The organism is Nonomuraea sp. NPDC054003, from assembly GCF_055585125.1.
Genome location: NZ_JBVJKR010000005.1, coordinates 36,192 through 58,072, shown reverse-complemented (window position 1 = coordinate 58,072; position 21,881 = coordinate 36,192). Strand labels below are relative to the sequence as shown.

The 21,881-nt window shown below is 71.7% G+C and carries 21 protein-coding genes; 10 read left to right on the top strand and 11 right to left on the bottom strand.

Annotation, left to right across the window (positions count from 1 at the left end; genetic code table 11):
- Positions 1-59: 59 nt before the first annotated feature.
- The gene (locus tag ACZ6YG_RS14000) at positions 60-857 is read right to left on the bottom strand and encodes a phosphotransferase enzyme family protein (protein WP_466018196.1); all 798 of its coding nucleotides are present in this window, start codon (positions 855-857) and stop codon (positions 60-62) included.
- Positions 858-1,016: 159 nt separating this feature from the next.
- Between ACZ6YG_RS14000 and ACZ6YG_RS13995 the strand changes: the two genes are divergently transcribed.
- The 3 genes from ACZ6YG_RS13995 to ACZ6YG_RS13985 are packed head-to-tail and all read left to right on the top strand — an operon-like array spanning position 1,017 to position 3,909.
- The gene (locus ACZ6YG_RS13995; protein WP_148031371.1) at positions 1,017-2,171 is read left to right on the top strand and encodes an RtcB family protein; all 1,155 of its coding nucleotides are present in this window, start codon (positions 1,017-1,019) and stop codon (positions 2,169-2,171) included.
- Positions 2,172-2,185: 14 nt separating this feature from the next.
- On the top strand, positions 2,186-2,641 hold the full coding sequence (gene aroQ, locus ACZ6YG_RS13990) for a type II 3-dehydroquinate dehydratase (protein ID WP_466018195.1): 456 nt from the start codon (positions 2,186-2,188) through the stop codon (positions 2,639-2,641).
- A gap of 41 nt (positions 2,642-2,682) precedes the next feature.
- The gene (locus ACZ6YG_RS13985) at positions 2,683-3,909 is read left to right on the top strand and encodes a serine hydrolase domain-containing protein (protein WP_466018194.1); all 1,227 of its coding nucleotides are present in this window, start codon (positions 2,683-2,685) and stop codon (positions 3,907-3,909) included.
- Here ACZ6YG_RS13985 and ACZ6YG_RS13980 read toward each other — a convergent pair whose 3' ends face one another.
- The 7 genes from ACZ6YG_RS13980 to ACZ6YG_RS13950 form a co-directional block, all read right to left on the bottom strand.
- Complete coding sequence (locus tag ACZ6YG_RS13980) at positions 3,910-5,133, bottom strand: IucA/IucC family C-terminal-domain containing protein (RefSeq protein ID WP_466018193.1); 1,224 nt, start codon at positions 5,131-5,133, stop codon at positions 3,910-3,912.
- A 52-nt stretch (positions 5,134-5,185) separates the two neighbouring features.
- Complete coding sequence (locus ACZ6YG_RS13975) at positions 5,186-6,331, bottom strand: alanine racemase (protein ID WP_271278405.1); 1,146 nt, start codon at positions 6,329-6,331, stop codon at positions 5,186-5,188.
- Positions 6,332-6,612: 281 nt separating this feature from the next.
- Complete coding sequence (locus ACZ6YG_RS13970; protein ID WP_466018192.1) at positions 6,613-8,304, bottom strand: endo-1,4-beta-xylanase; 1,692 nt, start codon at positions 8,302-8,304, stop codon at positions 6,613-6,615.
- A 256-nt stretch (positions 8,305-8,560) separates the two neighbouring features.
- Positions 8,561-8,791 carry a hypothetical protein gene (locus tag ACZ6YG_RS13965; protein WP_466018191.1) on the bottom strand — a complete coding sequence of 77 codons (231 nt, stop codon included), beginning with the start codon at positions 8,789-8,791 and terminating at the stop codon, positions 8,561-8,563.
- Positions 8,788-9,393, bottom strand: coding sequence for a TIGR00645 family protein (locus ACZ6YG_RS13960; RefSeq protein ID WP_148031365.1), 606 nt, complete (start codon positions 9,391-9,393; stop codon positions 8,788-8,790). The genes ACZ6YG_RS13965 and ACZ6YG_RS13960 overlap by 4 nt, the downstream gene beginning before the upstream one ends.
- Positions 9,394-9,519 carry a hypothetical protein gene (locus tag ACZ6YG_RS13955; protein WP_261808515.1) on the bottom strand — a complete coding sequence of 42 codons (126 nt, stop codon included), beginning with the start codon at positions 9,517-9,519 and terminating at the stop codon, positions 9,394-9,396.
- Between the two features lie 115 nt (positions 9,520-9,634).
- Complete coding sequence (locus ACZ6YG_RS13950; protein WP_364230640.1) at positions 9,635-9,838, bottom strand: hypothetical protein; 204 nt, start codon at positions 9,836-9,838, stop codon at positions 9,635-9,637.
- A 230-nt stretch (positions 9,839-10,068) separates the two neighbouring features.
- On the opposite strand from ACZ6YG_RS13950, the gene ACZ6YG_RS13945 reads away from it, so the two are divergent.
- The 6 genes from ACZ6YG_RS13945 to ACZ6YG_RS13920 are packed head-to-tail and all read left to right on the top strand — an operon-like array spanning position 10,069 to position 16,042.
- The gene (locus ACZ6YG_RS13945; RefSeq protein ID WP_466018190.1) at positions 10,069-11,160 is read left to right on the top strand and encodes an ABC transporter ATP-binding protein; all 1,092 of its coding nucleotides are present in this window, start codon (positions 10,069-10,071) and stop codon (positions 11,158-11,160) included.
- On the top strand, positions 11,153-12,244 hold the full coding sequence (locus ACZ6YG_RS13940; RefSeq protein WP_466018189.1) for an ABC transporter ATP-binding protein: 1,092 nt from the start codon (positions 11,153-11,155) through the stop codon (positions 12,242-12,244). The genes ACZ6YG_RS13945 and ACZ6YG_RS13940 overlap by 8 nt, the downstream gene beginning before the upstream one ends.
- Positions 12,241-13,158, top strand: coding sequence for a carbohydrate ABC transporter permease (locus tag ACZ6YG_RS13935; protein WP_222708926.1), 918 nt, complete (start codon positions 12,241-12,243; stop codon positions 13,156-13,158). The genes ACZ6YG_RS13940 and ACZ6YG_RS13935 overlap by 4 nt, the downstream gene beginning before the upstream one ends.
- Positions 13,155-13,970, top strand: a complete 816-nt coding sequence (locus ACZ6YG_RS13930) for a carbohydrate ABC transporter permease (RefSeq protein ID WP_222708925.1) — start codon at positions 13,155-13,157, stop codon at positions 13,968-13,970. The genes ACZ6YG_RS13935 and ACZ6YG_RS13930 overlap by 4 nt, the downstream gene beginning before the upstream one ends.
- Positions 13,971-13,973: 3 nt before the next feature.
- Entirely contained in the window at positions 13,974-14,249 is a 276-nt protein-coding gene (locus ACZ6YG_RS13925; RefSeq protein ID WP_466018188.1) for a DUF2160 domain-containing protein, read from the top strand.
- A 14-nt stretch (positions 14,250-14,263) separates the two neighbouring features.
- Positions 14,264-16,042 (top strand): ABC transporter substrate-binding protein, encoded by a 1,779-nt coding sequence (locus tag ACZ6YG_RS13920; RefSeq protein ID WP_397199056.1) that lies wholly within the window; start codon positions 14,264-14,266, stop codon positions 16,040-16,042.
- A gap of 31 nt (positions 16,043-16,073) precedes the next feature.
- Here the strand turns inward: ACZ6YG_RS13920 and ACZ6YG_RS13915 are convergent, their stop codons facing one another.
- Complete coding sequence (locus ACZ6YG_RS13915) at positions 16,074-16,859, bottom strand: hypothetical protein (protein WP_466018187.1); 786 nt, start codon at positions 16,857-16,859, stop codon at positions 16,074-16,076.
- A gap of 39 nt (positions 16,860-16,898) precedes the next feature.
- Positions 16,899-18,458, bottom strand: a complete 1,560-nt coding sequence (locus ACZ6YG_RS13910; protein ID WP_397199057.1) for an MDR family MFS transporter — start codon at positions 18,456-18,458, stop codon at positions 16,899-16,901.
- A gap of 118 nt (positions 18,459-18,576) precedes the next feature.
- Here ACZ6YG_RS13910 and ACZ6YG_RS13905 point away from each other — a divergent pair, with 118 nt between their 5' ends.
- Positions 18,577-19,158, top strand: a complete 582-nt coding sequence (locus ACZ6YG_RS13905) for a TetR family transcriptional regulator (protein ID WP_219545772.1) — start codon at positions 18,577-18,579, stop codon at positions 19,156-19,158.
- 54 nt (positions 19,159-19,212) lie between these two features.
- On the opposite strand, the gene ACZ6YG_RS13900 is transcribed toward ACZ6YG_RS13905, so the two are convergent.
- Positions 19,213-21,876: a family 78 glycoside hydrolase catalytic domain gene (locus tag ACZ6YG_RS13900; protein ID WP_466018186.1), complete on the bottom strand. Its 2,664-nt coding sequence runs from the start codon at positions 21,874-21,876 to the stop codon at positions 19,213-19,215.
- Positions 21,877-21,881: the final 5 nt, after the last annotated feature.

Here is a 21,881-nt window from a genome sequence, read left to right as displayed (position 1 = left end):
CCCGTGGTCGCCAAAAGGACAGCCTACGTCCGCCTTGTGTCCGGTCTCAAAACGGCGCATCACCGTACGGCCTCCTGGAGGACGAGCGCGTGGCGTGCCACGTGGGCCGCGTCGGCGAGATACAGCGCGTCGTGGCCGCCGGCCAGGTGGGCGGCGAAGGCGGCATCGCCCGCCGCCGCCTTCTCGCGGATCAGCCGCGCCATGCCGTGCAGGCGCTCCCCCACGACGTCCGTCAGGGCCGCGCGGTCGGCGGCGGCGAGCCCGTACGCGTCGCAGAACAGCCCCAGCCGCCGCGCCTGCTCGGGCACGGGCGTGGGCGCCTCCCCGTGGCCCTGGGCGGTCAGGGGGACGAACCGGTAGGCCGCGTACGCGACGTCCCAGAGCCTCGGCCCGGGGTGCGCGGTGTCGAAGTCGATGAACGCGACGGGCGCGCCGTCGCGGAAGACGCAGTTGTACGGGGCGATGTCGGCGTGGCAGACGACCTCGGCGGGCTCGCGCGGCGGGAAGTACCACGCGGCGTCGCCGGGCGGCGTGAAGCCGGTGGTCGCGTCGTGGTAGGCGCGCAGCAGGCCGGCCACGGCCCGCAGGGTGGCGTCGTCGCGCACGTACGGGGGCACCGGGTCGCAGGCGGCCGTGCCGGGGACGAAGTCGAGGATCTCGCGGCCCCGCCCGTCGAGGCCGTGGGCGCGGGGCGCGCCCGTGAAGCCGCGCGCGGCGAGGTGGCCGAGCAGCGCGTGCACGGCGGGCGTCCACGGACCGGCCGGCCTGCGCACGGTGTCGCCGACGCGGACGACCACGTTGACGCCACCGCCCGCGAGGATCTCCTCGGTCGTGGATCCGGTCGGGTCAGGCAGCACAGCTCACGCTCCACCCACGCTCCACCCGCAAAGGGCCGTAACAGGATGATCGTAACAAGCTCAATTAACCGTCCCATATTCCGTGCCAGCGTAAATGAGTGGGCTGGAGCGGCGGTTCCAGGGCAGACTGGATCAAGGACGATCAAGGAGTTTCCCGTCATGCCGAACCAGCCCGCCCCGAACCTGCTGTCCTGGGCCAGCGAGATCGACGACCGCACGATCGAGCAGGCGGCCCGCGCCGCCCGGATGCCGATCGTGTCCGGTCACGTCGCGCTCATGCCCGACGCGCACGTCGGCATCGGCGCGACGGTCGGCTCGGTCATCCCCACCGAGGGCGCGATCATCCCGGCCGCCGTCGGCGTCGACATCGGCTGCGGGATGGTCGCCACGGAGACCACGCTGACCGCCGCCGACCTGCCCGACACGCTCGCCGCTCTGATGTCGCTGGTCGAGCGCCGCATCCCGGCCGGCGTCGGCCAGGGACACCAGGACCCGTCGGTCGACCGGGCGCTCAGCGAGCTCGGCCACCCGCACACGAGCCTGACGCGGGAGCAGGAGACCAAGGTCGCCCGCCAGTTCGGCACCCTCGGCTCGGGCAACCACTTCGTCGAGGTCTGCCTGGACGAGCGCGACCGCGTGTGGACCGTGCTCCACTCGGGTTCGCGCGGCATCGGCAACCAGCTCGCCACCATGCACATCACCGGCGCGAAGAACCTGATGAAGCGCCAGGCGATCGGCCTGGAGGACCCGGCGCTGGCCTACCTGGTGCAGAACACGCCGGAGTTCGACGCCTACATCGAGGACATGCTCTGGTCGCAGCACTACGCCATGGCCTCGCGGGCCCGCATGGACAAGGTGCTGGTCAACGCCCTGTTCCAGGTCGTCGGCACGGGCCGGAGGGTGCGGACCATCAACTGCCACCACAACTTCACCCAGCTGGAGACGCACCACGGCAAGCGGCTGTGGATCACCAGGAAGGGTGCGATCAAGGCGGACACCGGCGACGAGGGCGTCATCCCGGGCTCGATGGGCGCGCAGTCGTACATCGTGCGCGGGCGCGGGAACGCCGACTCCTACCACTCGTGCGCGCACGGGGCGGGGCGGCGGATGTCGCGCACCCAGGCCAAGCGCGAGCTGTCGGCGAGGTCGCTGAAGGCGGCGATGGGCGGCCGTACCTGGAACGCCGACCGGGCCGCCGCGCTGGTCGACGAGCACCCGGAGGCCTACAAGCCGATCGACCGGGTGATGGACGACCAGAAGGACCTGGTCACCGTGCAGCACACGCTGCGGCAGGTCTTCAACTACAAGGGCTGAGTACGATCAGTCGGATGACATCCGTCTACGTGTTCAACGGCCCGAACCTCAACCTGCTCGGCACCCGCAAGCCGGAGGTGTACGGGACCACGACCCTGTCCGACGTCGAGACGATGTGCCGGGAGGAGGCCGAGGCGCTCGGCCTGGAGCTGGTCTTCGGGCAGTCCAACCACGAGGGCCAGCTCATCGACTGGATCCAGGAGGCGGGTGCCGCGGTCAAGGCCGGCCAGGCCGTCGGCGCGGTGCTGAACCCCGGCGCCTACACCCACACCTCGGTCGCGCTGCACGACGCGATCGAGGGCGTGGAGCTGCCGGTGATCGAGCTGCACATCTCCAACGTGCACCGCCGCGAGCCGTTCCGGCACCACTCCTACATCTCGCCGGTTGCCAGAGGGATCATGGTCGGTTTCGGGGTGTACGGGTACGTGCTGGCGATCAGAGGGCTGCACAACGCCGCGCGACCGGCCTAGAATCCTGTTCTAGATTTGTTCCGGGCTCCGGAGGAGGCGCGGTGGGCGAGCTGAAGGTGACCTGCGACCCGGAGGACGTCGGCCTCGACTCCGCCCGCCTCCGGCGGATCGACGCCCATTTCGCCCCGTACGTGGACGACGGGCGGCTGCCCGGCTGGCTGGCGCTGGTGAGCCGGCGCGGCGAGATCGCCCACCTGTCCGCGTACGGGTCGCGCGACGTCGCGTCGGGCGCCCCGGTGGAGCCGGACACGCTGTTCCGGATCTACTCCATGTCCAAGCCGATCACCTCGGTCGCGGTGATGATGCTGTACGAGGAGGGGCTGCTGGAGCTGACCGACCCGGTCAGCCGTCACCTCCCGGCGTTCGCGGACGTGCGCGTGTACGAGAAGGGGCCGGCCTTCTCCCCCGTCACCCGGCCGGCGGCGGAGCCGGTGCGGGTGTGGCACCTGCTCACCCACACCTCGGGCCTGGTGTACGGGTTCCAGCACGTGAGCGTCGTGGACGAGCTCTACCGGCGGGCCGGGTTCGACCCGGGAGCGCCGCGCGGGATGGGCCTGGCCGAGGCGGTCGACCGGTGGGCGGAGCTGCCGCTGCTGTTCGAGCCGGGCACGCAGTGGAACTACTCGGTGGCCACCGACGTGCTCGGCCGGCTGGTCGAGGTGGTGTCGGGCCGGCCGCTCGACGAGTTCCTGAGCGAGCGGATCTTCCGGCCGCTGGGCATGGACGACACCGGGTTCTGGATCGACGGGGAGCGGGCGGGGCGGATGGCCACGCTCTACTCGGCGGACCGCCACCGCAGGGCCGTGCCCATGGACACGCGGGGCGCGGAGCTGCGGCGGCCGTCGTTCCTGTCGGGCGGCGGCGGGCTGATCTCGACGGCGGGCGACTACCACCGGTTCACCCAGATGCTGCTGCGCGGCGGCGAGCTGGACGGGGTGCGGCTGCTCGGCCCGCGCACCGTCGCCTACATGACGCGCAACCACCTGCCGGGCGGGGCCGACCTGGAGGAGTTCGGGCGGCCGGTGTTCGCCGAGGTGCCGTACGCGGGGGTCGGGTTCGGGCTCGGGTTCGCGGTGGTGCGGGACGCCGCCCGGCACCGGACGCTGAGCTCGGCGGGCGAGTTCAGCTGGGGCGGGGCGGCGAGCACCGCGTTCTGGGTGGACCCGGCGGAGGAGCTGACGGTCGTCTTCATGACCCAGCTCCTCCCCTCGGACACCCATCCGATCAGGAGCAGGCTGCGGCAGCTCGTCTACCAGGCGCTGCTGTAGCTAGCGCCAGGCGGGGGGCTCGCCGGTGTCGACGAGGTTCCACCGGCCGTTGGCATGCAGGCGGTCCTCGTAGTAGTGGACGGTGGGCGGCAGGCCGACGCGCGGCCCGGCGGCGAACTCCTCCCGTGCGGCGCGCCGCAGGTGCTCCGGGTCCACGCCGAGGGTGTCCGCGGCGACCCTGGCGAGGCGTTCGAGCGCGTGGTGGCCCATGAAGCTGTCGTAGGTGAGGCTGAAGACGCGCTCGCGCGGCTGCTCGACGTCGCGGGAGATGACGTTCACGGGTGGCAGGTCGCGGGTCAGGCCGCGCTCGGCGCGGGTGGCGGGGTCGATGTAGACGCCGCAGTCGCGGTACAGGATCGCGGTGCGGCGGCCGTCCGGGTCGAACGCGAACAGCGTGTTCTGGCCGTGCGGCTCCGGTACGCAGCCCGTGGCGGAGACGGCGCGCAGCCAGAGGCGCACCATGGGGGCGACGACCCGGCTCGCCAGCCAGCCGGTGGGGTCCTCGCCGCTGCGGGCGGCGAGCTGCGCCATGAGCGGCGGGTCGTCGGGGCCGCGCACGTCCTGCCCGTACAGCGCGAACAGCGGCACGGTGAACCGCGGGGTCCCCCGGGCCGGGCCGGGGAGCAGGTGGGGGCGGATCTCACGGATCAGGAAGCCCCAGGCCTCGGCCGGGTCGGCGCCCAGGACTCCGGCGGCGACCTCGGGGAGGACCGGCAGCCCGGCCGCCGACAGCTCCTCGGCCGCCCAGAGCTGCACCGAGATGATCGGCCGCCGCAGCCGCCGGGTGAAGCGCGACAGCCGCCGGGGGTAGTGGAGCTTGACGAAGTGCGGCTCCACCGGCTCGTCGCCGATGCGCTCGACGAACACGGTGCGGGCGTTGGCCGACGGCACCACGGTCAGGTCGGGCCCGCGTTCGGTGAGCGCGTCCCGGTCGGGCAGGCCGGGGAAGGCGAGCGTCTCGGGGTGCACGGGCAGCAGGAACCCGTCGCCGCCCCGGTAGAGCTTGACCGTGGTGGACTCCAGCGCGTTGCGCAGGAAGGTCCCCCGCTCGGGCGGCACGCGGAAGGTCGGCACCGCGAACCGGTCGAGGCCGAGCTGCGGATGGTACGGCTCGGAGATCTCCAGGTCCGCGGAGAAACGACTGTAGGCGCGGGTGCCCGCGCCCAGATACCGTTCGGCGTACTGCCACACCCGCAACGGTTCCCGCCGGTCGTCAAAGATCATTCGCACCCGTTCCTTGGTAGGAGAGCCGGTAGATACCCGGCCCGGCACGGTCTCAGTCGAGGTAGCGGAAGCGCGGCGGCGGGTGCATGAGGAACTCGTGGTGGGACAGGTTCCAGGCGTACGCGCCGGCCAGCTCGAACACCACGAGGTCGCCAGGCCGCAGCCCGGTCACCGGGACGTCGCGGGCGAGCACGTCCCTGGGCGTGCAGAGCTGGCCGACCAGGGTGGCCGGGCCGGTGAGCGCGGGGCCGGCGATCGCCCGGTGCAGGACGGTGAACGGCTGGTCGTGGCCGCGGGCGACGGGGGTGCGCAGGTGGTGGGTGCCGCCCCGCAGGACGGCGTAGTCGCGGCCGTGGTTGCGCTTGACGTCGAGCACGTCGGTGACGTACCAGCCGTGGTACGCGGTGAGCGACCGGCCGGGCTCGACCCGGAGCCGCGCCCCTGTGGCGGGCAGGGCGGCGGGCAAGGCGGCGGCGTACGCCTTCCAGTCGAACACCTGGTCCGGCGCCCGGTAGTCGACGCCCATGCCGCCGCCGAGGTCCAGCTCCGGCTCGGTGAGGCCGGGCAGGTGTGCGCGGAGCCAGGGCAGCGCCCAGGACGTCACCCGGCGGGCCAGAGCGGCCATGGCGGGGGCGTCGTGCTGGGCCCAGGTCAGGTGGGTGTGCAGGCCGCGCACCCGGATGTGCGGGGCGGCGGCCAGCAGCGGCAGGCAGGCGGCCAGGCCGTCCTGGTCCATGCCGAACGGGCTGGCGGCGGCCTGCCGGGTGTCCTCGCCGGGCAGGTCGGGGTTGGCGCGCAGCAGCACGTCCGCCGGGGCGCCGAGGGCGATCAGGCGGGCCAGCTCGCGGGGGCTCTCCACGTGCAGCCGGTGCACGCCGGGCGTCAGGGCGAGGGCCAGCTCGGCGTCGGTCTTGCCGGGTCCGCTGAAGGCGATCGGCAGGTCAGGGGCGACCTCGCGCACGTGCGCCAGCTCGCCGCCGGAGGCCACCTCGAAGCCGTCCACGTACGGGACGAGCGCGCGCAGGATCTCGGCGGCCGGGTTGGCCTTGACGGCGTAGTAGAGCTCGGCGGTCCCGGCCAGCGCGCCGCGCACTCCGGCGGCGTGCGCACGCAGCGCCGGCAGGTCGTACACGTAGGCGGGCAGGTCTCCCCCGCCGGCCAGCCGCAGCGCCTCCGCCCGCACGGGCTCCGTCACCATCGGCGCTCCCCTCTCGTCCCCTGGAGCAGACGGTACGGCAGAGGGATCATGGTCCGCGCGCCGGGGCGGGACGGACGGAAACCCCGCCCCGCCGGCCCCCGTCTCGTACCGGAGAGGGGTGTCCCGGACGGGACGGGGCGGCGGGACGGGGTGGTTCCGTTCCTCCGCCCCGTCGAGGCAGTCACGGGGACGGAGGAACGGAACGCGGGCGGAGGGTCAGAGGGGTGACCGCGCGGGCTCCTCGGCGCTCGCCGTGCCTCCCTCGAACCCGCGCGGGGATCTCACGGTGAGGCGCAGGTGTAGCCGGACACCGTCTGGGTGTTGCCGTTGGGCCGGCTGACCTGGAAGCCGAACGAGGTGCTGGCGCTCGGGCCGAGGTTGCCGTTGTAGCCCATGCTCTTGGCCGTGACGGTCTGGCCGCTGGTGGTGAGGGTGGCGTTCCAGGAGCCGGTGACGCTGTGGCCGGCGGGGAGGGTGAAGGTGACGGTCCAGCCGTTGATGGCCGACGATCCGCTGTTGGTCACGGTGACGGGCTGGATGACGTACCCGTTGCCCCACTGGGTCTGGACGGTGCCGGTGGCGGTGCAGGGGCCGCTCGGGCCGCCGCCGCCGGTGGTGGTGAAGGTGACCGCGCTGGACGGGCTGGACAGGTTGCCGGCGCCGTCACGTGCTCGCACGTACACCTGGTACTGGGTGTTGGCGGACAGCCCGGTCAGGTTGATCGAATTGGTGGACGACTGGCCGAGCTGCGGGTCCGTGGTGCCCTGCTCGCGGTAGACGTTGTAGCCCGCCAGGCCGCTGCCGCCGGAGTCGGTGGAGGCCGACCAGGTCAGCGTGGCCGAGCTGCCGGTGACGTTGGAGGCGGCCGGGGTGCCCGGGGTGGTGGGCGGGGTGGTGTCGGAGGGAGTGCCGCCGTCGAGCGCGTTGTGGACGGCGGTGTAGGACGGCTTCTGCTGGTAGTTCTCGTCGTAGATGAGCGCGGCGCCCTCGCCGGAGAACGTGTCGGGCACCCACGAGTGCCGGTCGGTGAAGCCCCAGATGGTGACGCCGGCGCAGGCGTTCACGGCCAGGCAGGCCTGGATCACGTCCCGGTAGTAGTTGGCCTGGGTGGTGTCCTTGCTGGAGCTGCGGGGCATCTGCATGCGGATGTCCACCTCGGTGATGCGGACCTGGACGCCGAGGGCGGCGAAGCGCTCCAGGTTCTGCCGGAGGTCGCTGGGGAAGCCGTACTGGATCGCCAGGTGGCTCTGGAAGCCGACGCAGTCGACGGGCACGTTCTGCTCGCGCAGCGAGCGCACCAGGTTGTACATGGCGGTGCTCTTGGCGTTGATGCCCTCGACGTTGTAGTCGTTGATGCACAGCCGGGCGTCCGGGTCGGCGGCGCGGGCGTAGCGGAAGGCGTCGGCGATGTAGCTCTGGCCCAGCGTGTTGTACCAGAACGACGAGCGCAGGTTGCCGTTCTCTTCGAAGACCTCGTTCACCACGTCCCAGGAGACGACGGCGGCGTTATCGGCGTAGCGGCCGACGACCTGGCTGATGTGGTTCTGCATGGCCGAGCGCATGGCGGTGGCGCCCAGGCCCTGCACCCAGCCGGGGGTCTGGTTGTGCCAGACGAGGGTGTGGCCGTGCACCTGCTGGTTGTTCTGGGTGGCGAAGTTGACGATGGTGTCGGCGCCGGAGAAGTTGAACTGGCCCTGGTTGGGCTCGGTGGCGTCCCACTTCATCGCGTTCTCGGCGGTGATCTGGTTGAACTCGGTCGCCGCGATGTTCCGGTACTGGGTCTCGTTCGACAGCGGTCCGGTGGCGAGCGCGGTGCCGATGAACTTGCCCCGCGCCGCGGCGTGCTGGCGCAGTGGGGCCGAGGCGTCGGCGGGGCCGGCCGGCAGGAAGAACACGGCGAGCAGCCCGAGCAGGGCCGCCGCCGCGAGCGTCCTGGGCCGGCTGCCGGGTCTGATGGGGGTTGACGAAAGCACGAGCACCTACCTCCGCAAGCTTGCCAAGATCCGGTCCCGAAATCTTTCGGCGTCTTCGGGATCCCTGCCGGGACGGTAGGGACAGGCAGGAGACAGGGTCAATGCCCGCGCGCGCACGCTGCTGTTAGAGCAGGTGGAGAGCTGAAATTATCGGCAATCTCGTGAAACTTTCATCGAGCGAAGTGCCTGTTCTCATGATGGCGTGCCCGCCCCCGCTGGGGGAGATGAGGGGCGGGCACGGTCTGGTGGGCCCTCGTCAGGCGTCGTCGTCCGACACCCGGGAGGCGTCGGCGCAGGTGCTGGTGCCCGCGCTGAGCAGCTTCAGCGCGGCCCCGCAGGTGCTGACCGGCGCGGAGACCGGCTCGACGATCTCGTCGTTGAAGATGATCACATCGCCGATCAGGGAGGAGGAGGGCTTGGCGGTCTCGGGAGCCTCGGCGGCGGCGGGGGCGGCGGGGGCGGCGGCGCACACCAGGCCGGCGATCACGCCGCCGAGACCCGTGACGGCGAGGCGCCGGCGGGACCGGCCGTCTGGTCGGAGCGGTGGCGGCTGCTCTGCATGATCCGGTCGATCAGCGCGAGCGCCACCGCCGAGGCGATGAAGGTCAGGTGGATCAGTGTCTTCCAAAGCAGCTCCCTGTCGGTGACGGCCGGTCTGGCCGCGTTGATGAAGATCTGGAGAAGGTGGATGGACGAGATGCCGATGATGGCCATCGCGAGCTTGACCTTGAGCACGTTGGCGTTGACGTGGGAGAGCCACTGCGGCTGGTCGGGGTGGCCTTCGATGCGCAGCCGCGAGACGAACGTCTCGTAGCCGCCGACGATCACCATGATCAGCAGGTTGGAGATCATCACCACGTCGACCAGGCCGAGCACGATGAGCATGACGGTGGTCTCGGCCGGATGGCCGGTGAATCCCAGGTGGACGAGATGCACGAGCTCGGCCATGAACCGCCACACGTAGACCACCTGGGCGGCGATGAGGCCGAAGTAGAGCGGCGCCTGGATCCAGCGGCTCAGGAACATCACATAGCCGAGCCGGCTGGCGGCGCGTCGCCGGGCGGGAAGGGTGCGCAGCTGCGGATACATCTAGGACGTGAGGATGTTCACGTGCTGGACCACGGCCTCCAGGCGGGCGATCGGTTCGCCGCCGATATGAGGCGGCAGGACGATCGCCGCCGCGGCGAGGGCGGCGGCCAGGGCTCGGTCGGACATCGCAGCTCCTTCGTTCATGAGTGGGGGGACGCGCGCGGGGGCGGGGACCGGGGGATCCGTCCGGGCGGCGCGGCTGGAGACCGCGCCGCCCTCGCCACCGGCCTGGGGGAAGGTGTCAGGGAGCCAGGCAGTGGACGGCGGGGAGCTCGGCCGGGATGCCCGGCGAGCTGGGGTCGACGAGGCTGGTCGCACCGGCGGCGCTCTCGGCCAGACAGAGCGAGACCGCGACCGGGTCGACGACGGCGTGGGCGGGGGTAGCGGCGAGCAGGCCGGCGGCCACGAGCGCGGCGGCCGTCAGCGAGCGGGTGGTGGGTCGCATGTGCCCTCCTTGGGCGGGTAATCGGGTCACCCCGGGATTGCTACCCACCGTAATCATAAAGTAACTCTACGTACAAGAGATGCCTGTGGATTCTCATCTTCCCGCCGGATAAATCCCGCTTCGCACCACAGAATCCGGCCTTTGCACGAGGTTGTGGATCATGTTAACTAGAGGTGAAAAGTCTCGATCGTCGCGGTAGCTGACACCTGTTCCGGGAAGGACCGGGCACAGTGACGCTCGTCATCGATGGCGTCTCCGTACGCCGGCGCGGGGAGATCTGGCTCGACGACATCCACCTGGAGTCATCCGGTGGCATGACGACGCTCCTCGGGCCGATGACCGCGGGGAAGACCACGCTGATGCGGGTGGTGGCCGGGCTGCTGCCGCCGGACGCCGGGCGGGTGGTGGTCAACGGCGAGGACGTCACCGGCGTGTCGGTGCGCAAGCGGTCGGTGGCCTTCGTCTACCAGCAGTTCATCAACTACCCGTCGCTGACCGTCTACGAGAACATCGCCTCCCCGCTGCGCCTGGCCGCGGAGTTCCCCAAGGGCGAGGTGGACCGGCGGGTGCGCGAGGTCGCGGAGCTGATGGGCATCGGCGAGCTGCTCGGCCGCCGTCCCGGCGAGCTGTCGGGCGGCCAGCAGCAGCGCACCGCGATCGCCAGGGCCCTGGCCCGGCCGGTGGACGTGCTGCTGCTCGACGAGCCGCTCGCCAACCTGGACTTCAAGCTGCGCGAGCAGTTACGCGCCGACCTCAAGCGGATGTTCAGGGACTCCCCCGGCGTGGTGCTGTACGCGACGGCGGACCCGAACGAGGCGCTGGCCTTCGCCGCGCCGGCGGTGGTGCTGGGCGAGGGCCGGGTGCGGCACCGGGGCGACCCCGCTGACCTGTACGCCGGGCCGCCGACGCTGGAGGTGGCCGCGACGCTCAGCGACCCGCCGCTGAACCTGCTGCCCGGCCTGGTGCGCGACGGCCGGATCGAGTGCCTGGGCGCCTCGTTCCCCGCGCCGGGCCTGACCGGGCCGGACCGGCGGGTGGTGGTGGCGGTGCGCCCGCACCAGGTGGGCATCGAACGGGCCGGCCCCGGGATGCTGGAGTTCCCGGCCGAGATCAGGCTGGCGGAGGTGACGGGCAGCGCCACGTTCGTCCACCTGCTGCTGGAGGGCGGGACGCACCTGGTGGCGCATCTGGCGGGCACGCACCCGTACGAGCCGGGAGAGCCGGCGGTGGCGTACGTGGATCCGGCGCGGGTGTTCGTGTTCGGCGAGGACGGCGCGCGGCTGCATGCCCCGCTGGGGGCGGAGGTCCGCCCGCATGGCTGAGATCCGCCTGGAAGGCGTGGCGCACAGTTACGACGGCGGCGGCACGTGGGCGCTGAAGCCGATGACGTGGACCTGGCGGACCGGCCGGGCGTACGCGCTGCTCGGGCCGAGCGGGTGTGGCAAGACGACGCTGCTCAACATCGTCAGCGGGCTGCTGACGCCGACGCGGGGACGGATCTGGTTCGACGACCGCGAGGTGACCGGGGTGCCGCCGGCGGGGCGGAACATCGCGCAGGTCTTCCAGTTCCCGGTGCTGTACGACCAGATGTCGGTCTACGACAACCTGGCCTTCCCGCTGCGCAACCGCGGGTACCCGAGGCAGGAGGTGGACCGGCGGGTGCGCCGGGTGTCGGGCCTGCTCGGGCTGGACGAGCACCTGCGCCGCCGGTCGCGGCGGCTGGACCCGGGCCGCCAGCAGATCGTGGCGCTGGGCCGCGGCCTGGTCCGCCCGGAGGTGGCCGCGGTGCTGCTGGACGAGCCGCTGACCGTGGTGGACCCGGCCATGAAGTGGACATTGCGCAGCAAGCTCAAGGAGATCCACCGCGACACCGGGCACACGCTGGTCTACGTCACCCACGACCAGACGGAGGCGCTGACGTTCGCCGACGAGGTGGTGGTGCTCAACGACGGCGAGATCGTGCAGGCCGGGGAGCCGGGCGAGCTGTTCCTGTCGCCCGCGCACGAGTTCGTCGGCCACTTCATCGGCTCGCCCGGCATGAACGTGCTGGACGGGGCGGTGGCCGGCGGGCTGGTGCGGGTGGGCGACGCCGCGGTCGGCCGGGCGTCCGGCGACCTGCCGCCGGGGCCGGTGCGGATCGGGGTGCGGCCGGAGTTCGTGCGGCTCACAAGCGAGGAGGCGCCGCCCGGCATCGCCGCCCGGGTGACCGGGATCGACCGGATGGGCGCGTACGACCTGGTGCACACCCAGGTGAACGGGCACCCGCTGGTCGCCCGCACGGACGCGGCGGCCGCGCACGAGCCGGGCTCCGTGACGTTCCTGCGCTTCGCGGAGGGCCGGGCGTTCCTGTTCAGGGACGCGGTCCGGTGCGGGGTGGTCGAGCCGCTGCCGGGGAGCGCCCCGTGACGGCCGCCCTCCCCTCGCGGCGGACGGAGCCGGCCGCCGAGGACCGGGCCCAGGGCAAGCGGCGCGCCAACCGGGCCTGGTTCCTGGTGCTGCCGGTGGTGGTGTCGGTCGCGTTCACCGCCGTCATCCCGCTGATGACGGTCGTGAACTACTCGGTGCAGGACATCTTCAGCCCGGACGACCGGCTCTTCGTCGGCCTGGAGTGGTTCCGGTCGGTGGCGCGCGACCCGGAGGTGCGGGCCGCGTTCGTCCGCACGCTGCTGTTCTCGGCGCAGGTGCTGCTGCTGGAGATCCCGCTGGGCGTGGCGGTGGCGGTGGTGATGCCGCGTCGCGGCCTCGGCGTGCCGGCGGCGCTGGTGCTGGTCGCGCTGCCGCTGCTCATCCCGTGGAACGTGGTGGGCACGATCTGGCAGATCTTCGCCCGGCCGGACATCGGGCTCGGCGGCTGGGCCGTCAACAACGTGCTCGGCCTGGACTACAACTACACGCTGGACGCCGGCGACGCGTGGATCACCGTGCTCGTCATGGACGTGTGGCACTGGACGCCGCTGGTGGCGCTGCTGGCGTACGCGGGGCTGCGGTCGATCCCCGACCCGTACTTCCAGGCGGCGCAGATCGACGGCGCGTCGGCGTGGGCGACGTTCCGGCACATCCAGCTGCCGCGGCTGCGCGGGGTGCTGACGATCGCGATCCTGCTGCGGTTCATGGACAGCTTCATGATCTACACCGAGCCGTTCGTGGTGACCGGGGGCGGGCCGGGGAACGCGACCTCGTTCCTCAGCGTCCTGCTGTCGAAGATCGCGGTCGGGCAGTTCGACCTGGGGCCGGCGGGGGCGTTCTCGCTGCTGTACTTCCTGGCCGTGCAGATCGTCTGCTACGTGTTCTTCACCGTGCTGACCAGGACCGGGAGGTGAGCACGGTGCGGAGGCTGCCGTGGGCGCGGACGGTGTTCTGGCTGTACGGGATCACGCTGATGCTGCCGCTGCTGTGGATGTTCGGCATGTCGATCCGCCCGAACCAGGACATCCTCGGCAGCTTCCGGCTCATCCCGGAGCGGGTGACGTTCGACAACTACGTCACGTTCTTCACCAACCCGGTGTGGTACTCCAGCTATCTCAACTCGATCGTCTACACGTCCATGAACGCGGTCATGTCGCTCGTCATCGCGCTGCCGGCCGCGTACGCGTTCTCCCGGTTCAGGTTCGCCGGGGACAAGCACCTGTTCTTCTGGCTGCTGACGAACAGGATGGCGCCGCCCGCGGTGTTCCTGCTGCCGTTCTTCCAGATCTACCAGGCGGTCGGGCTGTTCGACACCCATCTGGGCGTGGCCATCGCGCACATGCTGTTCAACGTGCCGCTCGCGGTGTGGATCCTGGAGGGCTTCATGTCCGGGATCCCGCGCGAGATCGACGAGACGGCCGCGATCGACGGCTACTCGCTGCCCCGGTTCTTCGTCAGGATCTTCCTGCCGATGATCCGGTCGGCGATCGGCGTCACGCTGTTCTTCTGCTTCATGTTCAGCTGGGTCGAGCTGCTCATCGCGCGCACGATCACGTCGGTGAACGCCAAGCCGATCGCCGCCACCATGACCCGCACGGTGAGCGCGGCGGGCGTCGACTGGGGGCTGCTCGCGGCGGCCGGGGTGCTGACGATCGTGCCGGGCGCGATCGTCATCTGGTTCGTCCGCAACTACATCGCCAAGGGTTTCAGTCTGGGGAGGGTGTAGCCGATGCCCGACTGGATGGTGTGGACCGGGCCCACCGCCGCCGTCTTCGCCGGCCTCGGCCTGCTGCTGTGCGGGATGGCGATCTGGGCGAGGATCTCGCCGCCGGTGTCGCGGCGGGGGTTCCTGCGCATCGAGACCGATCGGGGGGACCGGCTGTACATCGGCCTGATCAGCGCGGCCGCCGTGCTCGCCGGGTGGATCGCCGTCACCGATCTGTCCATGTGGCTGGCGCTGGCGGTGGCGTTCCTGGTGGTGCTGGCGATCGGGATGTGGGGCTGACTAAGGAGGCGGCGATGCCGTTCGGCAGGAAGATCCCCAAGAGGAGCACGATCTGCGCGGCCGTGCTCGTCCTGCTGGCCACGGGCTGCTCGCAGGGCGGCGGCTCGGCAGGCGGCGGCGAGTTCAGGGAGGCCGACGCCAAGGCGGCCGCCCAGCGGTGGGTGTCCACCGAGTTCACCCCGAGCACGCTCTCCAAGGAGCAGCAGCTCGCCGAGATGGACTGGTTCATGAAGGCCGCGGCCCCGTACCGCGGCATGGAGATCAACGTGGTGTCGGAGACGATCACCACCCACGAGTACGAGTCGCAGCAGCTCGCCAAGGCGTTCTCCGAGATCACCGGGATCAGGCTCAAGCACGACCTGATCCAGGAGGGCGACGTGATCGAGAAGCTGCAGACGCAGATCCAGGGCGGCCAGAACATCTACGACGCCTACGTCAACGACTCCGACCTGATCGGCACCCACGCGCGCGGCGACTACGTGCTGCCGCTGTCGGACTACATCGCCGGGGAGGGCAAGGCGGTCACCTCGCCGACGCTGGACCTGGAGGACTTCATCGGGATCAGCTTCACCACCGGGCCCGACAAGAAGATCTACCAGCTGCCCGACCAGCAGTTCGCGAACCTGTACTGGTTCCGCTACGACTGGTTCACCGACCCGGCCGTCAAGAAGCAGTTCAGGGACGCGTACGGCTACGAACTCGGGGTGCCGGTCAACTGGGCCGCGTACGAGGACATCGCCGACTTCTTCACCAGCAAGGTGAACGGTGACGGGACGATCGACGGCCAGAAGGTCTACGGCCACATGGACTACGGGCGCAAGGACCCGTCGCTGGGGTGGCGGTTCACCGACGCGTGGCTGTCGATGGCGGGCAACGGCGACCCGGGCATCCCGAACGGGCTGCCGGTGGACGACTGGGGCATCCGGGTGGAGAACTGCCGCCCGGTCGGCTCGTCCGTCAGCCGGGGCGGCGACACGAACGGGCCCGCCGCCGTGTACGCGCTCACCAAGTACGTCGACTGGCTGAAGAAGTACGCCCCGCGCGAGGCCGCGGGCATGAACTTCAGCGAGGCGGGCCCGGTGCCGGCGCAGGGCAACATCGCCCAGCAGATCTTCTGGTACACGGCCTTCACCGCCGACCTCACCCAGCCGGGGCTGCCGGTGGTGAACGAGGACGGCACGCCCAAGTGGCGGATGGCGCCGAGCCCGCACGGCGCGTACTGGAAGGACGGCCACAAGCTCGGCTACCAGGACGCCGGGTCGTGGACGCTGCTGAAGAGCACCCCGGCCGAGCGCAGGGCGGCGGCCTGGCTGTACGCGCAGTTCGTCACGTCCAAGACGGTGTCGCTGAAGAAGTCGATCGTGGGGCTGACGTTCATCCGCGACACCGACATCCGCAGCGAGTACTTCGAGCAGAACGCGGAGAAGTACGGCGGGCTGATCGAGTTCTACCGCGGCCCGGCGCGCGTGCAGTGGACGCCGACCGGGACGAACGTGCCGGACTACCCGCGGCTGGCGCAGCTGTGGTGGCAGAACGTGGCCACCGCCGTCACGGGCGAGACCACGCCGCAGCAGTCGATGGACAGCCTGGCCAAGCAGCAGGACGACATCCTGTCCCGGCTGGAGCGCCGCGGCTACGGCGGCCAGTGCGCGCCCAAGCTGAACCAGGAACGGGACGCGCAGTACTGGTTCGACCAGCCGGGCGCGCCCGTGGCGAAGCTCCCGGACGAGCGCGGCAAGCCGGAGACCCTGGACTACGACGAGCTGATCGCCCGCTGGAAGAAGGCGGACTGACCCGCGCGGGTGGAGTGGGCGAACCCGACTGTCAGCGGGGTTCCTGCCTGCGCGACATGCGGTGGAGCCGGGCGTGCAGCACGGTCATCCTCCGCGTGAACTCCCGCTCGTCGGAGTACACGTCGTAGTCGTCGATCTCGTGGAACGCCTCGTCGAGAAGCCGGCCGAGATCGCCGTGCGCCCGCTCCCCCGCCGCCATGGCTTCCCTTCTCGCCGCCACCCAAGCGTGGCGGAACCGCTCGACGTCGAGACGGCCCGCCACGAACCCGTCGATCAGCGAGAGTTTCCTCCGGGTGACCGACTCCGGTGGCACCTCCGCCGGCGTCCGCCAGGAGGGCCATCGGGGCGGATGAGCCGCCGCGACCTCCAGCAGGAAGGGATTCGTCGTGGCGAGCCGCCGCGCGAGCCGCGCGAAATCCGCCTTCGCCTGTTCGGTCCCGCAAGCGAGGCAGGCCGCGACGAACGCACGAGGGCCGGAGACGAGGGCGTACTGCCGCATGGTCATGAAAACCGCTCCCGACATGTCGGGCAAAGTCATGACGACGTCGGAGCCGGCCCACGAACCCGGGAGCGCGAGGGCGCCATCGCCCACCAGGATCGTCTCGACTCGCCGTGCACCGAGCGGCGCGGCGAGGACGCGGGTCTGGCCGCACGCACGCAGGCCGCGCCCGATCGAGGACAGGAGCCTGGAGTCTGGGACGGGCCGCGACGCCACGGGAACGGTGACCTTGTCCCCCACGGCCGTCCAGGCGGCGCTGAACCCCGTACCGCCGTCGAGCATCTTCTCGACCCGGGTCACCCGATGATCAGGAGTCACGGATTCATCCTGGCGGCTCGGCACGGGAAGGGGCCGGTGTCAGGAGGCCGGGACCGGGTGCTCGTCCGCCTGCTTGGGGTCCGGGAGGTCCAGGGTGTCGCGGAGGGTGACGGACTTGAAGAAGAGGGTGGCGATGACGCCCACGACCGAGAGCCCCGCCGAGATGAGGAAGATGTGACCGGTCGCGTCCCCGTACGCGGATCGGACGATCGTCTTGATCGGCTCCGGCAGGGCGGCGATGTCGAGGGTGGCCGCGCCGCCGCTGGCCGAGGCCGGGATGCCGGCCTTGGCCAGACCCTGGCTGATGCTGGTGGCGACCTGGTTGGCGAGGACGGCGCCGAGGACCGAGACGCCGATGGTGCCGCCGAGCGAGCGGAAGAACGTGATGGCGCCGCTGGCCGCGCCGAGTTCGCGCAGCGGGACGGTGTTCTGGATGGCCAGCACCAGGTTCTGCATCGACATGCCGACGCCCACGCCGACCAGCACCATGGCGGCGCCGATGAGGTACAGCGAGGTCTGGTGGTCCATCGTCGACAGCACCAGGAAGCCCAGGGTGAGCACGATCGAGCCGGTCACGATGTACGGCTTGATCTTGCCGCTCCTGGAGACCATGCGGCCGCTGATCGTGGAGGAGACCAGCACGCCCGCCATCATCGGGATGGTGAGCAGGCCCGCCTCGGTCGGGGTGTAGCCGCGGCCGATCTGGAAGTACTGGCCCAGGAAGACCGAGCCGCCGAACATGGCCATGCCGACCGCGAGGCTGGCCACGATGGCCAGGGCGGGGGTGCGGCGGCGGATGACGTGCAGCGGCACCACCGGCTGGGCGGCCCTGGTCTCCACCCAGGTGGCCAGCGCCAGGAGGACGGCGCCGCCGCCGGCCATGGCCGCGGTCTGCCACGACAGCCAGTCGAAGGAGTTGCCGACGAACGTGATCCAGATGAGCAGCACGCTCACGCCGGCCGCGATGAGGGTCGCCCCGGCGTAGTCGATCTTGACGTTGTCCTGGCGGACGGTGGCGACGTGCAGCGTCTTGTGGAGCAGGCCCAGGGCGACGACGGTGAAGGGCACGGCGATGAAGAAGCACCAGCGCCAGCCCAGCCACGAGGTGTCGGCGATGAGCCCGCCGAGCAGCGGCCCGCCGACGGTGGCCACGGCCATGACGGCGCCGAGGTAGCCGTTGTAGCGGCCGCGCTCCTTGGGGCTGATCATCGCGGCGATCACGACCTGGACCAGGATCTGCAGCGCGCCCATGCCGAGCCCCTGCAGCGCCCGGAAGGCGATGAGCTGCTCGGTGTTCTGGGCGAACCCGCAGGCCAGCGAGGTCACCATGAAGATCACGATGGAGATCTGGAGCAGCAGTTTCTTGCTGAAGAGGTCGGCCAGCCGGCCCCAGATGGGCGTCGACGCGGTGGCGGCCAGCAGGGAGGCGGTGACGACCCAGGTGTACTGCGACTGGGTGCCCTTCAGCGCGCCGATGATCTGGGGCAGCGCGACCGACACGATCGTGCCGCTGATCATGGCGACGAACAGGACCAGCAGCAACCCGCTGAGGGCTTTCAGCACCTGCCGATGCGTCATCGGCTCGGCAGGTGCTGTCATGGGTGCGCTCACGCGCGACCTCCGTTTCGGATCTCGGGGTGACGACCGGATACTCTACTTCCCATTGAGAAAGTTTGCGCATTGCGCATCTATTCCCGGCGGGTAGAGTGACCGCAAGATGGACACCACGACGCTGGGACTGCGCGAGCGCAAGAAGGCCGAGACCCGGCAGGCCGTGCACGAGGCGGCGCTGCGGCTCGTCGTCGAGCACGGCTTCGACGGCGTGACGGTCGAGGCCATCGCCGACGCCGCCAACATCTCCCGCCGCACCTTCTCCAACTACTTCGCCGGCAAGGAAGACGCCCTCCTGTACGGGGAGGAGGAACGCTTCCGCCGGCTGGTGGCGCTGGTGCAGGAGCAGCCTCCCGGCCACAGCGCGTGGCAGGCCATGCGGGCCACGATCCTGGATCTGTACGAGGAGGTCGGCACCCCCGACCGCGAGTGGGCGATCCGCACCCGGCTGGCCAAGAAGCATCCGGCGCTGCTGGCACGCCAGCTCGCCAACCACGCCGCACTCGAACGCGAGCTGGCGCAGGCCATCGCCGACCGGCGCGCCCCGGCACGGCCGCGGGTGATGGCGGCGGCCTTCCTCGGGGCGCTGCGCCTGGCGACCTTCCAGTGGATCGAGGAGGAGGAGGCCCGGTCCCTGCTGGAGGTCGGCGAGGAGATCCTGGACGAGGTGGCCAGGCCCTTCACCTGACGGAGCGAGGAAGGGGCGGGACACCACGCCCGTGGCGCCCCGCCCGTTCGTGACCTACGACGTCGCGACGGGTTCGGGGAGCGGGAACGGGCCCGCCGTGGCCGGGATCGGCGGGTCGTCATCCGCCGCGCGGTGGTCACAGGTGAAGACGTGCTCACCGGGCCCGGCCTGCACCGGGGCCCGACCCGGCAGATCGACCTCGGCCGTCGTGCCGGGCGGCACCGTCACCTCGACCGTCAGCTCCGTGCCCGCCCGCCGCCACGACACCGCCGCCCGCCCGTACGGGGTGTCGTGCGCGGCGGAGGCGTGGGTGAGGCCGCCGCCCGGCCGCGGCGCGACCCGCAGGCGGCGGTAGCCGGGCGCCGCCGGGGCCAGCCCGGCCACCACGCGGTGCAGGTAGTCGGCCACCGCCCCCAGCGCGTAGTGGTTGAACGAGGTCATCTCCCCCGGGTTGACCGACCCGTCGGGCAGGAGGCTGTCCCACCTCTCCCAGATCGTGGTCGCCCCCATCGTCACCGGGTAGAGCCACGACGGGCACTCCCGCTGCGTCAGCAGGTGGTAGGCCGCGTCGTGGGAGCCCGTCTCCGCGAGGGCGTCGCAGACCAGCGGGGTGCCGACGAAGCCGGTGCCGATCCGGTACCCGTCCCTGGCGACCAGCTCCGCCAGCCGCCGCCCGGCCCTCTCCCGCTCGCCGCCGTCGTCGAGCAGTCCGAAGCGGAGGGCGACCGCGTAGGCCGTCTGGCTGTCGCCGACCAGCCGTCCCGACGGCGTGACGTACTCCCGCCGGAACGCCTCCCGCACCTCCCCCGCCAGAGCGGCGTGACGGGCCGCGTCGTCGTCGTGGCCGAGCAGCCCGGCCACCCGTCCCAGGATGGAGGCGGTGGAGAAGTGGTAGGCGGTGGCGATCAGATAAGGGTCGGTGCGCCCGTCGGCGGGCGCGTCCGGCGGGGCGGACGGGTCGAGCCAGTCGCCGAACTGGAACCCGTCGGACCACACCCGGTCCGGCCCCGCCAGTTCGGCGACCTGGTCCACCCAGGCCCGCATGCTCGGATACTGCCGCCGCAGCAGCTCCAGGTCGCCGGTGCGCTCGTACAGCACCCACGGCACGAGGACCGCCGCGTCTCCCCAGGCGGCGGCCGGCAGCGGCGGGAACTGCACCTGCACCCACGGCACGTAGGGCGGGACCGTGCCCAGCTCGGCCTGCTCGGCGGCGAGGTCGCGCAGCCAGGAGGCGAGCGGGCCCGCGCAGTCGTACAGGAACGCCGCGGCCGGGGCGAACACCTGGATGTCGCCGGTCCAGCCGAGCCGCTCGTCGCGCTGCGGGCAGTCGGTGGGGATGTCGACGAAGTTGCCGCGCATGCTCCACACCACGTTCTCGTGCAGCCGCTCCAGCAGCGGGTCCGAGCAGCCGAACCAGCCGGTGCGGCGCATGTCGGTGTGGCAGACGACGGCGACCACGCCGTCCGGCGGGATCTCCCCCGGCCAGCCGGTCACCTCGGCGTAGCGGAAGCCGTGGATGGTGAAGCGCGGCTCCCACTCCTCGGCCCCGCCGCCGCGCAGGGTGTAGGTGTCGTGCGCGGCCGCGCCGCGCAGCGGGCGCACGGCGGGCGCGCCGTCCTCCAGGACCTCGGCGTGGCGCAGGGAGACGGTGTGCCCGGCGGGACCCTGCACGCGGATGCGCAGCCGGCCCGAGATGTTCTGGCCGAAGTCGAGGATGGTCTCGCCGGACGGCCCGGTCAGGGTGGCGACGGGGGCGAGCGTCTCCACCCGGCGCACCGGCGGGCCGTCGGGGGCCACCAGCAGGGCGGGATCGTGGTCGAGCACGTCCGCGGGCAGCCAGCCGGAGTCGTCGAACCCGGGCGACGACCAGCCGCCGGGCAGCAGCCGGGCGTCGTGCTTCTCGCCGTCGTACAGGCCGGTCGCGGTGATCGGGCCGGGGGCGGCGCGCCACGAGCCGTCGGTGACGAGCGTCTCGGTGCCGCCGTCGGCGTAGACGAGTTCGAGCTGGGCGATCAGCGCGGTGCGCGTCCCGTACGTGGCGGTGCTGCCGTCCAGGAAGCCGACGCGGCCCCGGTACCAGCCGTCGGCGAGCATCGCGCCGATCGCGTTGGGGCCGGGCCGCAGCAGGGCGGTGACGTCGTGGGTGCGGTAGCGGAGCCGGTGGCCGTAGCTGGTCCAGCCGGGCGCGAGCACGTCGTCGCCGACGACCTGGCCGTTGATCTCGACCTCGTACAGGCCGTGCGCGGTCACGTACAGGCGGGCCCGCACGGGCCGCTCGCGCAGGTCGAAGCCGCGGCGCAGCAGCGGCGCCGGGCCGTCGGGCGGGCCGGTGAGCGACGTCGGCGGCGCGGCGGCCGCGGCCTGCCAGCGGTCCGCCGTCAGCAGCCCGGTCTCCGCCTCCGACCAGGGGCTCCAGTCGCCGGCTCGGCCGCCGCCGTGCACCCGGACGCGGACGGCGCAGCGTTCGGCGGAGCCGAGCGGCTCGCCGGGCCACGGCACCAGCCGGGACTCGGCCGAGCGCACCAGGTGGCTGGCGGTGCCGCCGCCGGTGCGGATCTCGATCTCGTACGCGTCCTGCGTCCAGGACGGTGGTGCGGCGGTGACGGTCCAGGTCAGGCGTGGCCTGGACGCACCGATGCCGAGGGGCGGCCGGTGCGGGTCGAAGCGGTGGTGCTCGAAACGGGGGGCGTCGACGGTGATGCCGGACGCTCGGGTCATGGTGC